Genomic DNA, 20,116 nt, shown 5'->3' on the forward strand with positions numbered 1-20,116 from the left:
GGCCTGGACATGCCGGACATGGACGCTTTCACCGACCGGCTCGATCCCGACATGTGTGTGGTGACCGCCGTGGCGGGCGGGGAACGCGCCGGATGCCTCGTCGGGTTCGCCTCGCAGTGCTCTCTGCGCCCGATGCGGTTCGTGGTGTGGCTGTCCGAGGCCAACCACACCTTCCGGGTGGCGCGGTCCGCGGAGTTTCTGGCCGTCCATCTGCTGGCCCGGGAGCAGTTGGGGCTGGCCGAGATCTTCGGCGGGCGGACCGGCGACGACGGGGACGACAAGTTCCGGGACGTCCGCCGGCGACAGGGGCACGGCGGCACCGTCGTCCTGGAGGACGCCGAGGCGTGGTTCGTCGGTCAGGTCGTGGGGCGGGTCGGCGGAGGCGATCACATCGGGTTCGTCCTCGACCCGGTCGAGTGGGGCGTACGGGAGGACTCCGGCGGACCGCTGCTCCGGCTCAGCGACGCCCACGGCATCGACCCCGGGCATCCCGTGGACTGATTCCACTCCTCCGAGCCACTTCCCGTCGATCGGGGCACGGCGAGCGTGGACGCGGCGTCGTTCAACGCGCCGGCACCCCGTCCGGTGTCCGGGCCGGTGTCCAGTCGGGTGTCCAGGTCCCGGCGGCGTCGCGGCCGTCCGCCGTGGCGGCGAGGTGGGCGCGGAGGGTGGCGAGCGCGGGATGCGGGTTGTCCCGGTGCCAGAGGAGCGAGTGCGGGTAGACGGGCGTCGGGTGGGTCACCGGGATCCGGCGCAGGCCGTGGCCGGCGGGCCAGACGAGGCGGGTGTGGCCGCCCATGAAGGTGGCCAGGGCCGGGGTGTCGGCGATGGTGTCGAGGAGCGCGTCGGAGCCGAAGTTGGGGCCGGTCGCCTCGATGGTCAGTCCGAACTCGGCGACGAGGTCGTCGTAGTAGGCGGCCCACTCGGTTCCGGGGACGATGCCGGGCATCCAGATCCGGTGCCCGGCGAGCTCCGTGAGGGTCACCGACCGGGCGCTTGCCAACGCGTGCGCGGGGCCGGTGAGGAGTTGGAGCGGCTCGTCCAGCACCCGGACGGAGTCGATGTCCTCGGGCAGGGGCCGGCCGGGCGCGGCGACGGCACGGAAGGACGCGTCGATCGCACCGGACCGGACGGCGGCGACGGCCGTCTCGATGTCCAACAGCATCACCACGTCGAGCTCGATCTCGGGGTACGCCCGGTGGAAGCCGCGCATCAGGCCCGACGCCGCCCCGCGCGAGGCGATGATGTCGACGCGCAGCGGACGGCGGCCGGTGCGCACGGAGGCGACCGCGCGCTCGGCGACGCGCAGGAGTTCGCGCGCGTGGGGCAGGAACGCCTGCCCGTCGATGGTGAGTTCGGCGCCGCGCGGGGTTCGGGTGAACAGGCGCACTCCGAGGTTGCGCTCCAGCGTGGCGATGCGCTTGGAGACAGCCTGCTGGGTGACCGCGAGGTCGGTCGCGGCCTCCTGGAACTGCCCCGCGTCGGCGGCGGCGACGAACGTCCGGACGGTGTCGAGGTCCATACCGACACCCTATGGTCACAACCATTGGTTGTGGCTGTGCGGCCAGCGGGTTGTTTGACCCTTGGTCATGGCGCTCGCTTGGATGCTTCCGGTCGCGGATCGGTTGTGCGCAGTGCATTGGTGAGGAGCGTCGGTGATGGGGAGCGGGCACCGGCTGGGGCGGCGGTTCGGGTGGCTTTGGGGGGCGTACACGGCCGGCGCGCTCGGCACGTGGCTCGCCTTCGGCGCGTTCCCGCTGATCGCCATCCAGGTGCTGCACGCCGGACCGGCCGAGGTCTCCGCGCTCTCCTCCGTGGGGGCCGCCGTGGGCGCGGCCGTGGCGGTGCCGCTCGGCCCGTGGGTGGAGTTCCGCCGCAAGCGGCACGTGCTGATCGCGATGGACCTGGTGCGGTGCGCCGCGCTGCTGACGGTCCCCACCGCGTTCGTGCTCGGCGTGCTCACCTTCCTCCAACTGCTGCTGGTCTCGGTGGTCGTCGCGGCAGCCGACATCACGTTCCGCGCCGCCTGGGGCGCGTACCTGAAGACGTCGCTGCCGGCCGAGGACCTGCTCGTCGCCAACGCCCGGTTCGAGTCCACGGCCTGGACGACCACGATCATCGGGCCGCCGCTGGGCGGCGCGGCGATCGGGTTCCTCGGTCCGGTGGCCACGGTGGTGGCCGACGCCGTCAGCTACCTGGTCTCGGCCCTCGGCATCCGCGCGATCGGCGGACACGAGCCGCCCCCCGAGCGCCGGGAGAGCGCGCGCCTGAGAGCCGGTGACCTGCTCGACGGCTGGCGGTACGTCCTCGCCGACGCCACGCTGCGTCCGCTCTTCCTCAACACCGCCTTGTTCAACGGCCTGGTGATGGCCACCTCGCCGCTGCTGGCCGTTCTGATGCTCGGCCGCCTCGGGTTCGCGCCGTGGCAGTACGGACTCGCGTTCGCCGCGCCTTCGCTCGGCGGGCTGCTCGGTGCCCGGCTGGCCAGGCCGCTCGTGACCCGGTTCGGGCAGCACCAGGTCCTGGTCGCGTCCGGGGCGCTGCGCGCGATCTGGCCCGTCGGCCTGGCCTTCCTGGGGCCGGGCACCGGCGGACTGCTCCTGGTGATGGGCGTCGAGTTCGGGCTCATCTTCTGTTGCGGGGTCTTCAACCCCGTCCACGCCACCTACCGCCTCCGGCGCACCGCGACCGACCGGGTCACCCGCACGCTGTCCGCCTGGGCGGTGACGACCAAGGCCTCGACCGCGCTCCTGACGGCCGTCTGGGGCGTGCTGGGCGGCCTGCTCGGCCCGCGTACGGCGATCGGCCTGGCCGGCGTGCTCCTGCTGGCGACCCCGCTGCTGCTCCCCCGTCGCGCGGGAGCGCCGTCCTGCGAGCCGGAGTCCGCACCGGGCCGCGGCCGGTGAGGGTCGCGGCGCGGCAGCTCGTGACCGCGGTCAGCACGGTTTGCGCCAGGTGCCCAGTTCCGGCTTCTTGAGCATCGACGACAACCGCAGCTGACGTGCCTGCGGGCAGAAGCGGCCCGTGGGCTCCGCGTACTCCACGTGGAAGACCGCCTTGCCCGATGCGACGAAGGGTTCGAGGAGTGCGCACTCGTCGTACTGGGCGCACTCCTCGTTGACCGCGAAGTCGAAGTGGTCGAGGAGTTGGGGGATCTGGGCCAGGTCGTTCTTGAGGCCCACGGCCAGGCCGCGCTCGTGGGCGATTTCGGCGATCATGCGGTTGTAGCGCAGCTGGTCGTTCGCCGTCAGGGGGAATCCGGTGTCGTTGGCGTAGCCCTCCACCAGGTCCGGTTCCACCGCGTCGAAGCCCTTGTCGCGGCACATGTCGAACCGGCGTTCCATGAGGGGCCGCAGGACCGCGACCTGGCGGATGTCGAGCCAGCGTTCGCCGTGCCAGCCGTTCGGCCCGCCCAGCACGGAGCGGGGGAAGGCCTTCCGGTCGGGGCGGTAGTCCTCCCAGGCGCCGACGTTGATGTAGCAGATCACCTTGCGGCCGTCCCGGTGCAGCCTGGCCACGTCGGCGGCGCCGTTCTCAAAACCGTCGATGTCGTAGACGGGCACGTCGACGGACGGGTCGACCTTGCCGTCGAGCTGCCACTGCCAGGTGAGTCCGGGGCGCGGTTGCCACAGCGCGCGGGGCGCGCGGTCGGGCTCGTCGGAGCAGGCGGCGAGGGTGGCCAGGAGCAGCAGCACGGCCGTGAACACCGCTGCCGGCCGCCTCATCGGTCCGCCTCGGTCAGTGCGGGGGTCAGCCGGGACCAGGGGTTGGGCGGCTCCCCCGTCACCGGCCCGCACACCGCCGCGCCCCGTTGGGTCGCGGTGCGCACGGCGAGCGGGACGAGCGGCGCGGGCACCCCGTACACCAGGTGGCAGAGCCGTTCGGGCGGCTGCCGCTCGGTCCATGACGGGCGGCTGAACGCCGAGACGTACGTGGACCAGTGGCCCTCGAAGGTGACGGTCAGGTCGGCGAGCGCCACGTAACCGGGGGCGGGGTGGACGCCCGGGTTGAGGACCACGGTCGAGATGCCCAGCTTGCGAAGGGAGCGCACCAGCCGGCGGCAGGCCGGCAACCCGTCCGGGCCCGCCGTCGTCCGGTCGAGGAAGCAGCCGTCCGCGGCGTACCACTCCTGGTGCCGGCGCGCGTCGGCGACGACCTGCGCCGGGTCGCGCGACCCGTAGTCCGTGTCGACGTAGCCGAGCAGCCGGGCCCCCGCCGCGCGCAGCGCCTCCGCGGCGGCGAGGAACGCCGGGTCCAAGACCTCGCCGGGCCCGTTCGCGGGGTTGAGCACGACCGCGTAGGTGCGGGCGGCGCAGCTGATGAGGCGGTGCCACGCGCCCGGGTCCTCGGCCGGATGGACATAGAGCGGAATCAGCAGGCTCACGGCGCCGGTACCCCTTCGGGGCGCGCGGACCGGGCGCCCGCCGCCGCCCACAGCGCCGTCAGTGACGCGTCGAGGGAGTGGGACGGCCGCCAGCCGAGGGCGTCGCGGGCGGCGGTGATGTCGGAGCACTGCCACGACACCTGCGCGGACCGCGCGGACCCGCCCCCGCCCGCTTCGGCGATCCGGCCCCGGAAGCCGGCCGCGGTCGCCAGCCGCCGCACCAGTTCGCGCACCGGGATCGCCTCACCACCTCCGACGTTGAGGATGGGCGGAAGCGGTCCCACGGCGGTGGCCGCGAGCTCCGCCGCCCTTGCCACGTCGCGTACGTCCACGAAGTCGCGGTGTGCCGACAGATCGCCGAGCCGCAGCGTCGCGTCCGGATCGCGCCCGGCGTCGCCGAGCAGCGCGGCGACCCGGCCGGGGAGCCCGGTGGACGGGGCCCCGGGGCCCACCGGGTTCCCCACCCTCAGCACCACCGCGTCCAGGCCCGACGCGGTCACCGCCACCGTGCCCGCCAGCTTGCTCGCACCGTAGGGCGCGGCCGGGCTGGTCGGGTCCGACTCCGTCACCCGCAGGCCTGGGGTGCCGGGGCCGTACTCGGCGGCCGAGCCGAGATGGACCAGTCGGGCCGCGGGAGCCGCCGCGCGCAGTGCGGCGCACAGTGCGGCGGGGCCACGCGCGTTGACCTCCGCGAGGGTCACCGCGTCTCCCCCGGTCGCTCCCGCGCAGTTGACGACGACGGCGGGCGCGGCCGCCGCCAGCGCCTCGGCCAGGTCGCGCGGGCCGCCGCGGGCGAGGTCGACGGTGACGTCGGCGTCGGGTGAGCGGCCGCCGACGAGCAGCCGCGTGCTCGGGAGGGCACGCAGCCGGTCGACGACGTGGCCGCCCAGGTAGCCGGTGGCGCCGAGGACGAGGATGCGCATCAGTGCTCAGGCTCCTTTGAGCAGCAGCGACTTGCGGCTGGTGAACTCCGCGTTGGCCCGGTCGTAGTCGTCGGGGCGCCCGATGTCCAGCCAGTAGCCGTCGAAATCGTAGGCGTGCGGCGGCCGTTGTGCGGCGAGCAGGTCCAGCACCAGTTCGTCGAAGCCCAGCGGCAGCCCGGGTGTGTAGCCGTCGAGGGTGCCCCGCGAGACGCCGTAGACGCCCATGGACACCCGGTAGTCGATGCTGGGCTTCTCGGTGAAGGCGACCACGCGGCTCGCGTCCGTCGTCAGCACGCCGAAGTCGATGTGCACCTTGCGGGCGTACGTGGCGATGGTCAGCGGCGCCCCCGACTCCTCGTGCCGGCGCAGTACGTCGGCGTAGTCGAGGTCGGTGAGCACGTCCCCGTTCATGACCAGGAAGTGCTCCGGCAGCCGCTCACGCAGGTTGAGCAGCGGGCCCATGGTGCCGAGCGGGCTCTCCTCGGTGGCGTAGTCGACGTGCATGCCCCACTGCGAGCCGTCGCCGACGTAGGCGCGGATGATCTCGCCCAAATGGCCTATGGCGATGGTGCAGTGGGTGAAGCCGACCGTGGACAGCTGGCGCAGCACGATCTCCAGGATGGCGTGCTGGTCGCCGATGGGGACGAGAGGCTTGGGCAGCGCGGTGGTGTACGGCCGCAGCCGGACGCCCTTTCCTCCGGCCAGGATGACTGCGTGCATGGCATACCTCCTGCGGTTACGTCCGGTCGGGTCAGATGTTGTAGATGCCGGTCTTGTAGCGGGCGAGGTTGGCCGGATCGGCGAACCACTGCGCGGTCCGCGCGAGCCCTTCCTCCAACGTGTGGCCCGGCCGCCAGCCGGTCGCCGCCGTCAGCCGGGTCGCGTCGGCGACGAGCCGCATCACCTCGGAGGCGGCGGGGCGCAGGCGTTCGGCGTCCTCGCGGACGTCGAGGGGGGCGTCCATGACCTTGCCGATCAGCGCGACCAGGTCGCCGACGGAGATCTCGCCGCCGGTCCCGGCGTTGAAGGTGCGGCCGACGACCTGCTCGGCCGGGGCGGTGCCCACCGCGAGGAAGGCCTGCGCGGTGTCCTCGACGAAGGTGAAGTCCCGGGTGGGACGCAGGTCGCCGAGGGTGATGGTGCGCTGCCCGGCCGCCACCTGGCCGACGACGGTGGGGATCACCGCCCGCATCGACTGACGCGGGCCGAAGGTGTTGAACGGCCGCAGCGTCACCACGGGGGTGCCGAAACTGGCGTGGTAGCTGTCGGCCAGCCGGTCGCCCCCCGCCTTCGAAGCTGCGTACGGGGACTGGGTGTTGATGGGGTGGTCCTCGGTGATCGGGACGGTCTGCGCGGTGCCGTACGTCTCGCTGGTCGAGGTGTGCACCAGACGCGGTGTGCCCAGCGCGCGCACCGCCTCCAGCACGTTGAGCGTGCCGGTGACATTGGTGTCCACGTAGCTGTGCGGGGCCTGGTAGGAGTACGGGATCGCGATGAGCGCGGCCAGGTGGTACGCGCAGTCGGCGCCGTCGAGCAGTCCGCGTACCGAGCCGGGATCTCGTACGTCGCCGAGGACGATCTCCACATGGTCGAGGACGTCGGCGGGGAGGGTCTCCAGCCAGCCGTAGGAGGAGAACGAGTTGTACTGGGCCATGGCCCTGACGCGGTGGCCGGAGGCCACGAGCGCCTCGGTGAGGTGCGAGCCGATGAATCCTTCGGCTCCGGTGACGGCGGCGAGCGGTGCGGAGGTCAACTCTGGTTCCTTTCGTCGGTGGGAAGGGCAACGTGCCGCTCCGGTGGGTGCGGCGGATGAGGACGGGCGAGGTCAGGCGTGCGGGGACGGCCTGCCGAGCAGGCGGATCGCGCAGGCCGCCAGACAGACCGCGGCGACACCGCAGGCTGTCGGCAACACGGCCGGGCCAGGTGGCGGTCGGAGCCAGGTGACCGCTCCGGCGGCACCGGCGGCCGCCAGGCAGAGCACGGCCGGTGGCCAGGCCACCCCGAACGCCTGCAGGAGCAGCGCGGTCCACAGGACCGCCGCGAGCAGCAGCAGAGCGGCGGGGCCGGCTCCGGTGAGCAGCGCCGGAGGCAGCAACAGCAGCAGGTAGCCGGTCAGGCAGAGACCGAGGACGCCGGCCGAGCGGAGCACGAACGCCCGGGGCGTCCGGCTGACCCGCAGGGCGGCGACGGACCAGCCCCGGTAGCGGTACAGCAGCCACTCGGCCGGGCCCATGCTCAGCGTCAGGGCGATCACCGCGTACGGGTGCCGTCGGCCTTCCAGCATGACCAGCACCGCCGCGGCCAGCCCGAACAGGCCGTACGGGAGGGACGAGAGCAGGCGGGGGCGCGGACCGCCGGCGGCGGGAGTCGCGAGGCCCGCCCACAGGACGCGGGCGGTGGCGGCGAGTGTGGCCAGCAGCGCCAGCAGGGGCAGCCCCCACCGCAGGACCGGGCCCGGTTCCCACCACGGCAGCAGCGCGGAGCCCGCGATCAGCGGGCTGAGCGCGGCCAGCAGCAGCCGTTCCCGGGCCAGCACCAGCAGCACACCGGCCGCCGCCAGGTACAGCGACTGTCCGGCCGCCACCACGAGGACCGTACCGCCGCCTCGGGCGGGCAGTACGGCGAGTCCGGTGGCCACCGCCGCGCCCAGCAGGGACCCGGTCAGCAGGGTGGCGGACGCTTCCCGACGGCCCGTCACCAGCCGCAGGTGCGCGCGGTGGCCCAGGGCCTGCCCCCACGCCCAGGAGGCGATGCCCGCCACGATCAGGACAGGGGCGTACCGCGCGACCGGCCACAGCGGGGCGGTGAGCAGGTAGGCCAGTGCGGGCAGGGCGAACAGCAGGCCCCGCAGCAGGCAGCGGACCGTGTCGGGCCGCCACGGGTCGGGCGCCGCGGGCGGCTCGGGGAACGTCCGGGGCACCCGCGCGTACAGCGCGGCCGCCAGGGAGAACAGGTTCGGATGGCCGTAGCGCTCGTTGATGACGGACGCGGAGAGGCCGTCCGCCTCCAGCAGCGCGGCCACCTCGTAGGGGTGGACGGCCGGGCCGATACGGTCGGCGAGTTCGGCGGCGAGCGCGCTGACCGCCTCCTCGTCGGGACCCTGCTGCGGCACGCGGATCGCGAGCGTCCTGTCGTCCGCTCTGCCGTCCGCCCTCTCGTCCGTCGTGTCGTCCAGGGCCCAGCGGGGACGGCGGCGCCGGGGCCGGGCCAGCCGCAGCGCCAGTGTGTCCTGTTCGGCGCCGCCGGGTTCGAGGGACATCGGCCCACTCATACGGCGAAGCTCCCCGTACCGGTGACCGCCGGGGCGGGCAGGACGATCCGGGCGGTCGACTCCTGCGGACCGGTGGCGAGTTCGTGGTAGATGGCGCGGAACGTGTCGATGGTCTTCCGGAGCGTGAACTGCTCGATCACGCGCAGCCGCGCCGCCTCGCCCATGGCCCGGCGCCGGGCGAAGTCACCGAGCAGTTCCAGCGCGGCGGCGGCCATCGCCTCCGGGTCGCGCGGCGGCACCACGAGGCCGGTGTCGCCGACGGCCTCCCGCACACCGCCCACGTCGGTGGAGACGGTCGCCCGCCCGCACGACATGGCCTCGATCAGCGTGAACGGGAAGCCCTCGCTGATGCTGGACAGCATCACGACGTTGCCGGCCGCGTAGGCGTCCTTGATGTCGTCGACACGCCCCTCGAACGTCACGGCGTCGGCGTGGCCCAGCTCGGCGGCCAGCGCCTCGCAGCGCTCCCGGTAGGCCTCCCCGCCCCGGGGCGTCCCGCCGAACATCCGCAACCGCGCCTCGGGCAGCCGGCCGCGGACGAGGGCGAAGGCACGGACCAGGGTCTCCAGATCCTTGATCGGGTCGACCCGCCCGGCCCAGCTGAGGGTGGGCGTCTGCGGCTCGGGGCCGGCCGGGGGGAACACGGCGGGGTCGACGCCGTTGTAGACCGTGCGGATCGAGGCCGGGTCGGCGCCGCCCTGCTCCTCCCACAGCCGGTTGTAGCGGTTGCCGGGGGTGATCAGTGCCGCCCGGCGGTAGCTCTCCTCCGCCAGCAGCCGGAAGAAGCCCAGGATCACGGCCTTGACCGGCCAGCGGTAGGGGGCGGTGCGATAGCCGAGGTAGCGCTCGCGCAGGTACACGCCGTGCTCGGTCAGCAGCAGGGGAACACCGTGCCGTTCGAGGGCCGCGAGCCCCGGCAGTACGGCGACCCCGCCGCTGACGGCGTGCGCGACACCGTCCTTCGGCGGTGGCGCGGCCAGCGGGCGCAGGGCGTGTTCGAGAAGGCCGGTCGCCGTGAGCGCGTCGTGCAGCGTCGGCCCCGCCTCGCGCACGGCCAGCCCCGGCCGCCGCCATACGGCGGTCAGGACCGCGACGGCGGTGTCGCCGCGCAGGAAAGGGCTGAGCACCCCGTCCGCCGCCGCGTGCGCCAAGGTGTACAGGGCGGGTGCGAACCCGTGCTCGGCGCCCGGGTCGAGCAGCGCGGTGAGGAAGCGCTCGTAGGCGTCCGAGAGCCGCCTGCGGGCGCGGCCGCGGGGCGGGCCGCCCGCCGGGGCGTCGCCCCACATGGGTACGGACAGGACGCCGGCGACATGGTCCGGCAGATCCCAGACGACCTGCTCACGGCCGGTGCCGGTGACGGCGATGACGTCGAAGTCGATGTCCGGCATGCCGGTGACGAGTTGGTCGCACCAGACGCTCACACCGCCGTGACTGTGCGGGTAGGTGCCTTCGGTGAGGAGGGTGACGCGGGTCGCGCCGGAGTGCCGCCCGCTGGGGTGAACGTGCATCGATGTGCTCCACGGCCGAGGTGTGGGTGGTCGTGCCGTCCCGGCCGCCGACGGGCGGCCGGGCCTCACTGCCGGTGGTCCGGTCAGCTCCCCGCGCCGGGGGTAAGAGGTTCGGCGACGCCCTCGGGCACGCGGGTGTCCGGTGCCGATTCGCCGGCCGGTGCGGAGCCGCCCGGGTCGGGGGCCGTGGAAGTGGTGGCGGACGCGGGCAGGGTGAGGGTGAGCGGCGCGTCCGCGGAGGCGGTCCATCCGGATCGGTCGCCCGCGTAGGCCTCACCGAAGGCGGAGCCGGCCCGCGTGGTGCCCTCGGGCATCGTGGCGGGGACGGCCACGCCCTCCGGGCCCTCGACGGTGACGGTGGTGCCGATCCGGTAGGCGGTGACCTGTCCGTCCCGTACGGCGGTGCGCCAGGCGGCGCGGCGCTGGAGTTCGGTTCCGATGTCCGCCATCCGCAGGTTCACCAGCGGGGTGTTCTGCGTGAAGAGCGTGTCGTAGGTGTCGAGCACGCCGTCGAGGACCGGGTAGGCGATGCGGTCCTCGGCGAGGTTCGACTGGTGGATGAAGTGCGGCTTGGGGTCGTTGGCGAGGACGTGGCCGAGGGCGATCTGCCGTTCCAGCGGCACGATGTGCTCGGCGTAGCCGGTGGCGAGGTCGAGCGGGGCGGGCAGGCAAGTGGTGGTGGCCGGGTTGTCCTCGCAGATGCCGCTGCCGCCCTGTGCGCGGCTGGTGTAGATCCAGTTGTACTCGTCGACCTGCTCGGCCGCCCGGCCCGCGTTGTAGAAGACGTTCATCGGGTAGCGGGGAACGGTGGTGGCGGCCCCGACCCGCCGCTGCTCTGGCTCGCGGGAGTTGTCCGAGGCCAGCCAGTCGATGCCGTTGTCGGCCAGGGCGGGCGCGAGGTTGGGGTTGTCCGCCGCCTGCTGCGGCAGGACCCGCAGTCCGGAGTGCTCACCGGTGACCAACTCGTCGTCGTCCAAGGGCAGTCCGGCGAGCCGCCCCCACGCGCGGTTGCCGGCGATCTCGTCGGAGACGTCGTTGCGACTGACCCACTTGATGGATCCGTCGGTGTTGGTGGCGCACCGCCACGGGACCACGCCGGTGTCCTGCCGGCAGCCGAGGAAGGCGTGTGTGTAGGTGTGGTTGATCCAGCGGAACTCGCCGCGTTCGGTGAGGAGCCTGTCGGCCAGCGGGTCGGCGCCGTCGTTGTCCTCGCGGTGGTCGACGCTGCCGGCGCCGTTGTACGCGAAGTCGAGGGTGAAGCCGCGCTCGCGCTGCCAGGCGACGGCGTGGTCGACGTCCGCGGGGACCATGCGGATCGGGTCGGGCGTGGCGTTCGGGTCCGTGCAGTCCACGTCGCCGGGCGTGCAGTTGAGCGTGGAGTTCCAGCGGTCGTCCGCCGCGAAGACGTCGTCGACGTGCACGGCGAAGTAGTTCCGGGAGGCGCCCAGGTGGACCCCGTCGGTCATCCACGCGACGATGCCGCGGGCGAGCAGCCGGAACTGCTGCTGGTACTGGTTGTAGACGAAGGTCACGACGAGTTCGCGCCGCCCGTCGTGCCGGTACTCGCCCACCAGCGAGCCGCGCTTGCTGCTTCCCGGGATGGTCGCCTCGACGTACGGGGTGAAGTCGGCGCCGGCCGCCGGCGTGGACAGGTAGGCGTAACTCTCACCCACGGTCGGCGAGTTGTCCTCGAACGGCACGCCCCCGTCGAGGTAGCCGAACGGCCCCGACCGGCCGGCGTCGGTGACCTGCGCGCGCACCCCGTCGACGCTGCCGGAGTAGCCGCCGAACACCGGGTACTGGAGGCCCGCTTCGGGGCGCGCGTACGTGTACGCGTCGACCTGCGGGATGTCGTAGGTCCGCTCGTAGGCCGCGAGCGCGGCCATCTCCGGGGAGTTCGCCGGGAACGGGTTGTCGTTGGGCAGCACCACTGCCTGGTACTTGGCGCGGTCCCGGCCGTCCACGGCGTCGGCGAGGTAGGCCGCGTCGATCACGGGCCGGTCGGTGCGCGTGAGATCGATCTCCGTGTACGGCGTTCCGGACGCGTCCAGTTCGGCCGCGATGGCGTCGGTGGCCGGGCCGCCGTCGCTCACGACGAGCACCCGCAGATCGACGCGGGCGTCCGCGGCGTCGGCCGGTGCGGCCATGGCCGGCACACAGAGGGCGGCTATCAGCGCGCCCGTCGTCAGCAGCGTGGTGCGAAAAGTCCGCTTCATGCGGTGCTGTCCCCTCCCAGGGCAGGGGTGAGTACTGCTCCGCGAAGCGGACGCACCCCCTTGCGTGCCGCCGGCTTCCCCCTCAGAGACCGGTCGTTCACGCTTCCGTCGCGTCAAATGGTGGGGCACCTGTGAAGCTTTTGTGGTTCCGCTGCGAAACCTGACGGAAAAAAGCAGGTGGACGACAGACACCGGCTCGGCTCGGCTCGGGGATCCGCCGCCCCGTCACACGCGTCGGCGGACCGCGCCTTGGGGGCCGACTTCCCAGGTGGGAGGGCGAATGCAAGCCACCGGCGGCCCCTGGGGGGCCGCCGGTGGGGCTGTCATCGGCAGGGAAGTGTCCGCCGGACGACCATGGACCGGTTTCTGGTCACCGCGCCCTGCCCGGCATGGGCGTCAGGCGCAGAGGACGCGCGTCTCGGGCGTGTGGACCGGGCCGCCGCTGAGGCTCGTGGTGTCGCTGAACTCGGCGTAGAAGTACGAGTAGAAGCCGATGTTCCCGTTGCAGCCGGAGTCCGGGGCGACCTGCAGCGTCAGCGTCACGGTACGGCTCTGGCCGGGCGGGATGGTGGCGCCGTAGTTGGCGCCCAGGTTGGCGGGGCCGGTGCCGGAACAGGAACTGGTGCCGCTCGGCGCGGTGAGGGTGCAGCCGGTGAAGGAGTACTTCAGGTCCGGACGCTGGGTGGTCAGCCAGGTGGGGTCGATCGTCTGGTGGACGAACCAGATGTCGTACGTCTTGTTGTTCGTGAGCGTCATCGACACGTTCACGGTGCCGCCCGGCGTGGTGGTGGCGGCATCGGTGGTGAACGACAGCTCGGCGGGGGCCGGGTCGGCGCTCGCGGCGGGGGCCAGGCCGAACACGGCGAGGACAAGGGCGAGGACGGTGGTGAGACCCAGGCGTCTCGTCAAAGGTGATCGCATGGCCAGGGAGGCTAGGCACGGAGGCGACCCGGCGTCTGCCCCCGCACGGCGACCGTGATCGAGGGACGACCGAAAGTGTGCTTCACGTGAATGTGGTGCGGGGGAAGTGTGACGAGGGGACGCGGGTCGTATACGCGCACTCCGCGGTAGGTGCGGGGAGGGCCGGGAACCGGGAGGGCGGGCGGAGGTGCGCCGGCGTGGCGGTGGCGCTATTGGCGCGTACCGATCGCGTCGGCGGGTCCGGAGGGCGGGACGCGGCTGGTGCACGCCGGTTGATCTCGGTCAGTTGTGCGGTTTCCGGCCTTGCCGCTGGTGCCGCTCAACCAGCCCGGGCGATGAGCAGGGCCACGTCGTCGTGGTCCCCTCCGGCTCGCAGAATGCGCAGGAGCTGGTCGCAGGTGGTGTCCAGCGGGCGGGTGGGGTCGTCCAGGACGGCGAGGAGCACGGCCAGGCAGGCGTCGATCGGCTGGTCACGCCGCTCGACGAGGCCGTCGGTGTAGAGGACGAGCTGGTCACCCGGCCCGAAGTCGAAGGATGTGGAGTCGAAGCGAATGCCGCAGCCGCCCAGGGGCGCGCCGGTGGGCAGGTCGAGGAGCTCGCAGGCGCCGTCCGCGTGCAGGAGTGCGGGTGGCAGATGCCCGGCGAGGGAGACGTGGCATTGCGCCGTGCCGGGGTCGAAGACGGCATAGACGCAGGTCGCGAGGGTTTCGAGATCGTCGGTGATGTGGTCGAGGTGATGCAGGACCTGGTCGGGCGGCAGATCGAGGTCGGCCAGGGTCCTCGTGGCGGTGCGTAGCTGTCCCATGGCCGCCGCGGCCGTGACGCCGCTGCCCATGACGTCGCCGACGACCAGTGCGGTCTTGTCCCCGGCCAGGGGAATGACGTCGAACCAGTCGCCGCCGATCTCGACGGTGGCCTGCGCGGGACGGTAGCGGTAGGCGACGTCGAGACCGGGGCGCTGCGGAGGGGGGTGCGGCAGGAGGCTGCGCTGGAGGGTGAGGGCGGTGCGGCGTTGCTCCTCGACGGCGCGGTGCCGGTCGGTGACGTCCACGCTGGAGGTGGCCACCCCCAGTACCGTCCCGTTGGGGGCTTCCAGCCGGTAGAACGAGACCGACCAGGCGTGATCGTTGTCCGGGTCGGCCGCCGTACGGCCCACGGTGTACTGGTCCAGGATCGGAATCCCGGTGGCCAGCACCGCGCGCATGGACCCCTCGAAGGACTGGTCCAGGAAGGGCAGCACCTCGCTGACGTGCCGACCGACATGCTGCGTGGCCGGCACGCCGTTCATCCGTTCCTCCGCGGGATTGACGGAAATGTACCGGAGGTCGGTGTCCAGCATGGCCAGTCCGATGGGCGACTGGGACACCAGCTGGTCGGACAAGGAGAGGTTGCGCTCCACCTGTTCCAGCGTCGCCTGGTCCGCGGCCAGCCCCAGCGCGTAGTAGTCACGCCGCTCGTCCAGCAGCCGCATGTTGCGGAACTCCACGAGGCGCCTGCTGCCGTCCTTGTGCCGGATGGGGAAGACCCCGGCCCAGCTCTCGCCGTCGTCCATGACCTGGGCGAACAGCCCCAGCACTGTCTCCAGGTCCTCCTCGTCGATCAGCAGCTGGCCGGCGTACCGCCCCAAGGCCTCCTCGGCGCTGTAGCCGAAGAGGGTCTCGGCCTGGGGGCTCCAGAGATCGATCCTGCCGTGGGAATCCAGAAGGACGGCGGCCACGTTCAGCACGTCCAGCAGGCCACCCGTCCCGGCCGCAACCACACCCGACGTGCCGGGACGACCCCGGAGGGGTTCGGTTGCACCCATACCCCAGGCTCCTTTCGGCCTCCGATCGGCCTGCCGGACCGGACCACGGGCCGACTCCCCCCACTACGGCCACTCCATCGTCCCTCGCCGCCACCAGGGAGCGCACGCCAGCCGTGCGCTCCGGGGGCGAGGCGATGGCCGTGCCTCACGGCAGGGGGCGCCGCGCCGGAAGGTGCAGGTGCCGTCTGCGCCGCAGGAGGCCTGACGGGCGACCACCGTCCACGTGCGAGGTGCCGTAGGGGTTGCCGTCCACGAACTTGATCGGGTCGGTGAAGCCGGGGGGACCACGACGCCTCCGAAGTGGTGGACGGGCGTGCCGAGCGCCTGAAGTGTCGTCTTCTGACCGGCGTGCGGCGTGGCGGAGGACGTGAAGCCGCGGAGCCGGCCGAGGTAACCGGATCCGCGCCGCGGAGGCCGTGCGGGCGCTGTCGTCACGGAACCGGAGCCACACCCCGATGACCCGGGCAGTGCAGGCACCGCTGCGTGAAAATGGGTAGTGCCCGCCGCCCGAAATGAGCGCGGCCGCCTCAGGCGGCGGCGCACCCCGCCCCCTCCCCGCCTCAGGACGACGCTCATGCAGACGTTCCTGCCCGATCCGGACTTCCGGCGCTCCGCGCTGCTGCTCGACCGTCGCCGCCTGGGTAAGCAGCGGGTCGAGGCGCTCCAGGTGCTGCGGGGCCTGACCGTTCCGGGGTACGGCTGGCGCAGGCACCCGGCCGTGCGCATGTGGAACGGGTACGAGGAGGCGCTGGTCCGGTACGGGCTGGAGGTCTGCCGGGTGTGGCGCGAGCAGGGGCACCAGGACAGCTGTGCCGCCTCGCTGGTCGCCGGATTCGGCGCGGAGCGTCCGGGCGCCCAGGTGCGCGACCAGTCCGCTCTCGCGGCCGCCGGGGAACTCCCGCCCTGGCTGGGCGACGCCGCCTTTCACCTCAGTCACCGCTCCGCGCTCGTGCGCAAGGACCCGGCGTCGTACGCGGACGCGTTCCCCGGCGTACCGGACGATCTGCCCTACGTGTGGCCACAGTCCGACCGGTAGGGCGGTGACGCGGCGGCCGGCGGACCGTGGGCCGGCGAGCGCTCAGCGTGCGGTCGAGACGGCCGCTGCCCGGTCGGTGGGTTTCCGGGCGGCGGCGACACCGATCTCGTCGAGTTCCATGGCGCGGAGGTCGGAGGCGAAGTGCGATCGCGCCCATCGCGATCAGCGTCGTGAGGATCACGAAGCCGATCACCATCCACCGGCACTCGCAGTACAGCGCGGGCAGCGGTGCGCAGACCATGGCGTGCCCGAGGACCAGCGCGAGGACGGGCCAGGTGGTGACGACGATCAGCGCGCCACCCACGAGGAAGGTCCGCCGCCCCTGAACGCGAAGCAGCCCCGGTCGGCGAGGCCACCGGCCGGGGCTGTACACAGACGTGGTCGTGAAGGGCGGTCGCCTCCGCGGCGAATGCTCCGCGAGGCTTCAGCCGAACGATCTTCCTCGCGGGCGATGGGTGAGGCACGGGGCCACTGTTCCCTTCACCACCACAATCCCTTCAACCACCTGGCGTCGACGGATGTTCCCAGGGCCCGTCCGGTCGCCCCTGCCGCCTCGTTCGAGGCCTGTCCGAACCACGACCGCGGGCCGCGCTTGACTTCGAGGGCACTCGAATTCGTAGCGTGCGGTCATGAGCGACAGCACAACACCCCAGCACGAGCTCGGCTCGGGTTTCGGCGCCAGGAGCACCGCCGACGACGTCCTCGCGGACATCGACCTCACGGGCCGGCTCGCCCTGGTGACCGGCGGCTACTCGGGCATCGGCGTCGAGACCACGCGCGCGCTGGCGAAGGCCGGCGCCCGGGTCGTCGTCCCGGCCCGCCGGGTCGGCGCGGCGCGGGAGAACCTGGCCGGGATCGACGGTGTCGAGGTGGACGAACTGGACCTCGCCGACCTGGACAGCGTGCGCGCCTTCGCCGAGCGGTTCCTCGCCTCGGGCCGGACCCTGGACGTCGTCATCGACAGCGCGGCGGTCATGGCCTGCCCCGAGACCCGGGTGGGGCCGGGCTGGGAGGCCCAGTTCGCCACCAACCACCTGGGCCACTTCGCCCTCGTCAACCGCCTCTGGCCGGCGATCGAGCCGGGCGGCGCCCGCGTCGTCGCGGTCTCCTCGGCCGGTCACCACCGCTCGCCCGTCCGCTGGGACGACGTCCACTGGCGGCACGACTACGACAAGTGGGAGGCGTACGGCCAGGCGAAGACGGCGAACGCGCTGTTCGCCGTGCATCTCGACCGGCTCGGCCGGGATCGGGGCGTGCGGGCCTTCTCGCTGCACCCCGGTGGCATCCTCACCCCGCTCCAGCGGCATCTGCCGAAGCAGGAGATGGTCGAGCGGGGCTGGATCGACGACGACGGCAAGCCGCTGCACCCCGAGGCGTTCAAGACTCCGCAGCAGGGCGCGGCCACGCAGGTGTGGGCGGCGACCTCCCCCCAGCTGAACGGCATGGGCGGCGTCTACCTGGAGGACTGCGACATCGCCGAGCCCGCCCCGGCGGACGGCTCCCGGGTGGGGGTCAAGGAGTGGGCCGCGGACCCTGAGCAGGCCGCCCGCCTGTGGGCGCTGTCCGCCGAGCTGACCGGCGTGGACGCGTTCGCGGCCTGAGGCGGCCGCCGTCGCAGGTGCGGCGCGGCGACGGCGGCCGCCCTGCCGTCGCGGACCGCGATGCCGCCGAACGGGCGTGCCCGGGCTGCGGGCAGCGCGGCATCGAGGTCTTCTGGAGGTAGGACTGCCCGGTCGGCGGTGTCGAGGACGCGCGGCCACCGCGTGCGTGACGAGTCACCGTCGGGGGCACACGAGACGCAGGTGTGACGCCGCTTCCGTGAGCACCACCTCGGGAACGCGTTCAGCCACAGGAGGCCGACGAGTCGTGAACGAGGAGGTCCCGGGCATGACGGACGACAGCACCGCCCGCACGGCGGGGACAGGCGAGGGTGCGACTCACGGCGGCCGGATGTCCGGTCCGCAGGCCGATGTGGTGGGGGCGGCCGGGTACACCGATCATCCACCGCGCGTGGGCTTCTTCACCGACAGTTCCGTGTGCATCGGCTGCAAGGCCTGCGAGGTGGCGTGCAAGGAGTGGAACGCCATCCCGGAGGACGGCCTGGAACTGACCGGCATGTCCTACGACAACACCCAGGGGCTCGGCGCCAGCACCTGGCGGCACGTGGCCTTCATCGAGCAGCGCAAGCCGCTGGGCGGGCAGGAACCGGGCATCGGCCACGAGGACGTCGACGTCTTCACAGCCGCCGGGAACCTGGGCGTCTCCCCCTCCCCCGTCTCTTCTGTCGGACCCGACGGGCGTACCGAACTGCGCTGGCTGATGTCCTCCGACGTCTGCAAGCACTGCACGCACGCGGCCTGCCTCGACGTGTGCCCGACCGGGTCGCTGTTCCGCACCGAGTTCGGCACGGTGGTCGTCCAGGAGGACATCTGCAACGGCTGCGGCTACTGCATTCCGGCCTGCCCGTACGGCGTCATCGACCAGCGCCCCGACGACGGCCGCGCCTGGAAGTGCACCATGTGCTACGACCGCCTCGGTGTCGGCATGGAACCGGCCTGCGCGAAGGCGTGCCCCACCGACTCCATCCAGTTCGGCCCCCTGGAGGAACTGCGGGAGCGGGCGGCGGCCCGGGTCACGCAGCTGCACGCGGCCGGCGTCACGGACGCGCGCCTGTACGGCGAGGACCCGCGGGACGGCGTCGGAGGCGACGGCGCGTTCTTCCTGCTGTTGGACGAACCGGAGGTCTACGGGCTGCCGCCCGACCCCGTCGTCACCACCCGGGATCTGCCCGCCATGTGGCGGCACGCCGGGGCGGCCGCGGCGTCGCTCGCCGCGCTGGCCGTCGCCAGTTTCGCCAGGAGGCCGCGATGAGCCGTTTCCTCAGGAGGCCGATGAGCGGGTCCGACGTCACCCGGAACGGGATGGAAGGCGCACGCCCGGGACGCGACGCCCTCACCGGGGCCCAGGCCGGGCGGCGGCGCCGTAGGCGTGGCGAGCAGGCGATGGTGCCCGACGCGAAGTTCTCCTCGTACTACGGCAAACCGATCCTGAACAAGCCGACGTGGAAGCCGCTGGACATCGCGGGCTACCTCTACCTCGGCGGACTCGCCGGGGCGTCCTCGCTGCTGGCCGCCGGTGGCCAGGCCACGGGCCGCCCGGGGCTGGCCCGTGCGGCGAAACTGGGCGCGTCCGGAGCGATCTCGCTGTCCCTGGCGGCGCTCGTGCACGACCTGGGGCGTCCCGCCCGGTTCCTCCACATGCTCCGCGTCTTCAAGCCCACCTCGCCCATGAACCTGGGTTCGTGGCTGCTGGCGGGCTACGCACCGCTCACGTTCGCCGCCGCAGCCACCGATGTCGCCGGCCGCTACCGGATCGTCGGGGCCGCCGCCACGGGCGGCGCGGCGGCGCTCGGCCCGGCCGTCGCCACGTACACCGCTGTGCTGTTGTCCGACACGGCGGTGCCGTCGTGGCACGAGGGTCACCGCGAGATGCCGTTCGTCTTCGCGGGTTCGGCCGCCACCGCCGCCGCCGGGCTCGCCCTGGTCTGCGCGCCGTTCCGGGAGACCGGGCCCGCGCGCCGGCTGGCGGTGCTCGGCGCGGGGCTGGAACTGGGTGCCTTCCGGCTGATGAAGCGGCGCATGGGACTGGCCGCCGAGCCGTACGAACAGGGAAAGCAGCACTGGCAGTTGCGTGCGGCGGAGGTGCTCACGGCGGGCGGTGCGGCGCTGGCGGCGTACGCGGACAGCCGGGGCCGGGCGAGCGGGCGGGCCCGGCTGCCGGCCATGGTGGCGGGGGCGGCTCTGCTGGCCGGTTCGGCAGCTCTGCGGTCCGGTGTGTTCCACGCCGGCGTGGCCTCTGCGGAGGACCCGAAGTACACCGTCGTACCGCAGCGGGAGCGGCTGGAGGCGCGGGCACGGTCCGACGGCCACTGACCGCGGCTCGAGGGCCCCCGTTTCGGCGTGGGGCTCCCGGGTACTCCGCCCCCTGCCGCGGATGCCGTGCCCGCCCGCCTGCGGGAAAATCGGCAGCAGAGGGCGCGAAGGACGAAGCGGC

General features: G+C 73.0%; 18 protein-coding genes and 1 pseudogene. 7 read left to right on the top strand and 12 right to left on the bottom strand.

The features are described 5' to 3' along the window. Window positions 1-9 precede the first annotated feature (9 nt). Entirely contained in the window at window positions 10-501 is a 492-nt protein-coding gene (locus ACFV6X_RS17715) for a flavin reductase family protein (RefSeq protein ID WP_385384187.1), read from the top strand. Between the two features lie 61 nt (window positions 502-562). Here ACFV6X_RS17715 and ACFV6X_RS17720 read toward each other — a convergent pair whose 3' ends face one another. Then, on the bottom strand, window positions 563-1,522 hold the full coding sequence (locus ACFV6X_RS17720) for a LysR family transcriptional regulator (RefSeq protein WP_385384190.1): 960 nt from the start codon (window positions 1,520-1,522) through the stop codon (window positions 563-565). Between the two features lie 136 nt (window positions 1,523-1,658). Here ACFV6X_RS17720 and ACFV6X_RS17725 point away from each other — a divergent pair, with 136 nt between their 5' ends. Beyond that, complete coding sequence (locus tag ACFV6X_RS17725; protein WP_385384193.1) at window positions 1,659-2,906, top strand: MFS transporter; 1,248 nt, start codon at window positions 1,659-1,661, stop codon at window positions 2,904-2,906. A gap of 30 nt (window positions 2,907-2,936) precedes the next feature. Here ACFV6X_RS17725 and ACFV6X_RS17730 read toward each other — a convergent pair whose 3' ends face one another. The 11 genes and pseudogenes from ACFV6X_RS17730 to ACFV6X_RS17780 all read right to left on the bottom strand — a co-directional run. Further along, a complete protein-coding gene (locus tag ACFV6X_RS17730) occupies window positions 2,937-3,725 on the bottom strand; it encodes an endo alpha-1,4 polygalactosaminidase (protein ID WP_385384196.1) in 789 nt (262 codons plus the stop codon). Next, a complete protein-coding gene (locus ACFV6X_RS17735; RefSeq protein ID WP_385384199.1) occupies window positions 3,722-4,384 on the bottom strand; it encodes a spherulation-specific family 4 protein in 663 nt (220 codons plus the stop codon). Before ACFV6X_RS17735 ends, ACFV6X_RS17730 begins: the two co-directional genes overlap by 4 nt. After that, window positions 4,381-5,307 (bottom strand): NAD-dependent epimerase/dehydratase family protein, encoded by a 927-nt coding sequence (locus tag ACFV6X_RS17740; RefSeq protein WP_385384202.1) that lies wholly within the window; start codon window positions 5,305-5,307, stop codon window positions 4,381-4,383. The genes ACFV6X_RS17735 and ACFV6X_RS17740 overlap by 4 nt, the downstream gene beginning before the upstream one ends. A 6-nt stretch (window positions 5,308-5,313) precedes the next feature. After that, window positions 5,314-6,027, bottom strand: coding sequence for an NDP-sugar synthase (locus tag ACFV6X_RS17745; protein ID WP_385384205.1), 714 nt, complete (start codon window positions 6,025-6,027; stop codon window positions 5,314-5,316). 31 nt (window positions 6,028-6,058) lie between these two features. After that, entirely contained in the window at window positions 6,059-7,060 is a 1,002-nt protein-coding gene (locus tag ACFV6X_RS17750; RefSeq protein ID WP_385384208.1) for a GDP-mannose 4,6-dehydratase, read from the bottom strand. Window positions 7,061-7,132: 72 nt separating this feature from the next. Next, window positions 7,133-8,578 (bottom strand): hypothetical protein, encoded by a 1,446-nt coding sequence (locus ACFV6X_RS17755; RefSeq protein WP_385384211.1) that lies wholly within the window; start codon window positions 8,576-8,578, stop codon window positions 7,133-7,135. After that, a complete protein-coding gene (gene pelF / locus ACFV6X_RS17760; protein ID WP_385384214.1) occupies window positions 8,575-10,086 on the bottom strand; it encodes a GT4 family glycosyltransferase PelF in 1,512 nt (503 codons plus the stop codon). The genes ACFV6X_RS17755 and pelF overlap by 4 nt, the downstream gene beginning before the upstream one ends. A gap of 83 nt (window positions 10,087-10,169) precedes the next feature. Next, window positions 10,170-12,302 carry a hypothetical protein gene (locus ACFV6X_RS17765; RefSeq protein WP_385384217.1) on the bottom strand — a complete coding sequence of 711 codons (2,133 nt, stop codon included), beginning with the start codon at window positions 12,300-12,302 and terminating at the stop codon, window positions 10,170-10,172. 396 nt (window positions 12,303-12,698) lie between these two features. After that, window positions 12,699-13,223: a hypothetical protein gene (locus ACFV6X_RS17770; RefSeq protein ID WP_385384220.1), complete on the bottom strand. Its 525-nt coding sequence runs from the start codon at window positions 13,221-13,223 to the stop codon at window positions 12,699-12,701. 319 nt (window positions 13,224-13,542) lie between these two features. Further along, a complete protein-coding gene (locus ACFV6X_RS17775) occupies window positions 13,543-15,027 on the bottom strand; it encodes a SpoIIE family protein phosphatase (RefSeq protein WP_385384223.1) in 1,485 nt (494 codons plus the stop codon). 145 nt (window positions 15,028-15,172) lie between these two features. Next, window positions 15,173-15,402, bottom strand: a pseudogene (locus ACFV6X_RS17780) (NAD(P)H dehydrogenase); the annotation flags it as partial. Window positions 15,403-15,601: 199 nt separating this feature from the next. Between ACFV6X_RS17780 and ACFV6X_RS17785 the strand changes: the two are divergent. The 5 genes from ACFV6X_RS17785 to nrfD all read left to right on the top strand — a co-directional run bounded on the left by ACFV6X_RS17785 (window position 15,602) and on the right by nrfD (window position 19,995). Beyond that, window positions 15,602-16,063, top strand: a complete 462-nt coding sequence (locus ACFV6X_RS17785; protein WP_385384226.1) for an MSMEG_6728 family protein — start codon at window positions 15,602-15,604, stop codon at window positions 16,061-16,063. A 170-nt stretch (window positions 16,064-16,233) separates the two neighbouring features. Beyond that, entirely contained in the window at window positions 16,234-16,389 is a 156-nt protein-coding gene (locus ACFV6X_RS17790; protein ID WP_385384229.1) for a hypothetical protein, read from the top strand. 303 nt (window positions 16,390-16,692) lie between these two features. After that, a complete protein-coding gene (locus ACFV6X_RS17795) occupies window positions 16,693-17,664 on the top strand; it encodes an SDR family NAD(P)-dependent oxidoreductase (protein ID WP_385384232.1) in 972 nt (323 codons plus the stop codon). A gap of 349 nt (window positions 17,665-18,013) precedes the next feature. Beyond that, window positions 18,014-18,934, top strand: coding sequence for a 4Fe-4S dicluster domain-containing protein (locus ACFV6X_RS17800; protein ID WP_385384485.1), 921 nt, complete (start codon window positions 18,014-18,016; stop codon window positions 18,932-18,934). 20 nt (window positions 18,935-18,954) lie between these two features. Continuing rightward, window positions 18,955-19,995, top strand: a complete 1,041-nt coding sequence (nrfD, locus tag ACFV6X_RS17805; RefSeq protein WP_385384488.1) for an NrfD/PsrC family molybdoenzyme membrane anchor subunit — start codon at window positions 18,955-18,957, stop codon at window positions 19,993-19,995. Window positions 19,996-20,116 lie beyond the last annotated feature (121 nt).

The sequence above is a fragment of the Streptomyces sp. NPDC059861 genome, assembly GCF_042731435.1.
GTDB lineage: Bacteria > Actinomycetota > Actinomycetes > Streptomycetales > Streptomycetaceae > Streptomyces.

Coding starts and splice junctions, on each gene's coding strand:
- ACFV6X_RS17715 (WP_385384187.1), top strand. CDS start 10: ATGCCGGACATGGACGCTTTCACCGACCGGCTCGATCCCGACATGTGT.
- ACFV6X_RS17720 (WP_385384190.1), bottom strand. CDS start 1,522: ATGGACCTCGACACCGTCCGGACGTTCGTCGCCGCCGCCGACGCGGGG.
- ACFV6X_RS17725 (WP_385384193.1), top strand. CDS start 1,659: ATGGGGAGCGGGCACCGGCTGGGGCGGCGGTTCGGGTGGCTTTGGGGG.
- ACFV6X_RS17730 (WP_385384196.1), bottom strand. CDS start 3,725: ATGAGGCGGCCGGCAGCGGTGTTCACGGCCGTGCTGCTGCTCCTGGCC.
- ACFV6X_RS17740 (WP_385384202.1), bottom strand. CDS start 5,307: ATGCGCATCCTCGTCCTCGGCGCCACCGGCTACCTGGGCGGCCACGTC.
- ACFV6X_RS17745 (WP_385384205.1), bottom strand. CDS start 6,027: ATGCACGCAGTCATCCTGGCCGGAGGAAAGGGCGTCCGGCTGCGGCCG.
- ACFV6X_RS17755 (WP_385384211.1), bottom strand. CDS start 8,578: ATGAGTGGGCCGATGTCCCTCGAACCCGGCGGCGCCGAACAGGACACA.
- pelF (WP_385384214.1), bottom strand. CDS start 10,086: ATGCACGTTCACCCCAGCGGGCGGCACTCCGGCGCGACCCGCGTCACC.
- ACFV6X_RS17765 (WP_385384217.1), bottom strand. CDS start 12,302: ATGAAGCGGACTTTTCGCACCACGCTGCTGACGACGGGCGCGCTGATA.
- ACFV6X_RS17770 (WP_385384220.1), bottom strand. CDS start 13,223: ATGCGATCACCTTTGACGAGACGCCTGGGTCTCACCACCGTCCTCGCC.
- ACFV6X_RS17775 (WP_385384223.1), bottom strand. CDS start 15,027: ATGGGTGCAACCGAACCCCTCCGGGGTCGTCCCGGCACGTCGGGTGTG.
- ACFV6X_RS17785 (WP_385384226.1), top strand. CDS start 15,602: ATGCAGACGTTCCTGCCCGATCCGGACTTCCGGCGCTCCGCGCTGCTG.
- ACFV6X_RS17795 (WP_385384232.1), top strand. CDS start 16,693: ATGAGCGACAGCACAACACCCCAGCACGAGCTCGGCTCGGGTTTCGGC.
- ACFV6X_RS17800 (WP_385384485.1), top strand. CDS start 18,014: ATGTCCGGTCCGCAGGCCGATGTGGTGGGGGCGGCCGGGTACACCGAT.
- nrfD (WP_385384488.1), top strand. CDS start 18,955: ATGAGCGGGTCCGACGTCACCCGGAACGGGATGGAAGGCGCACGCCCG.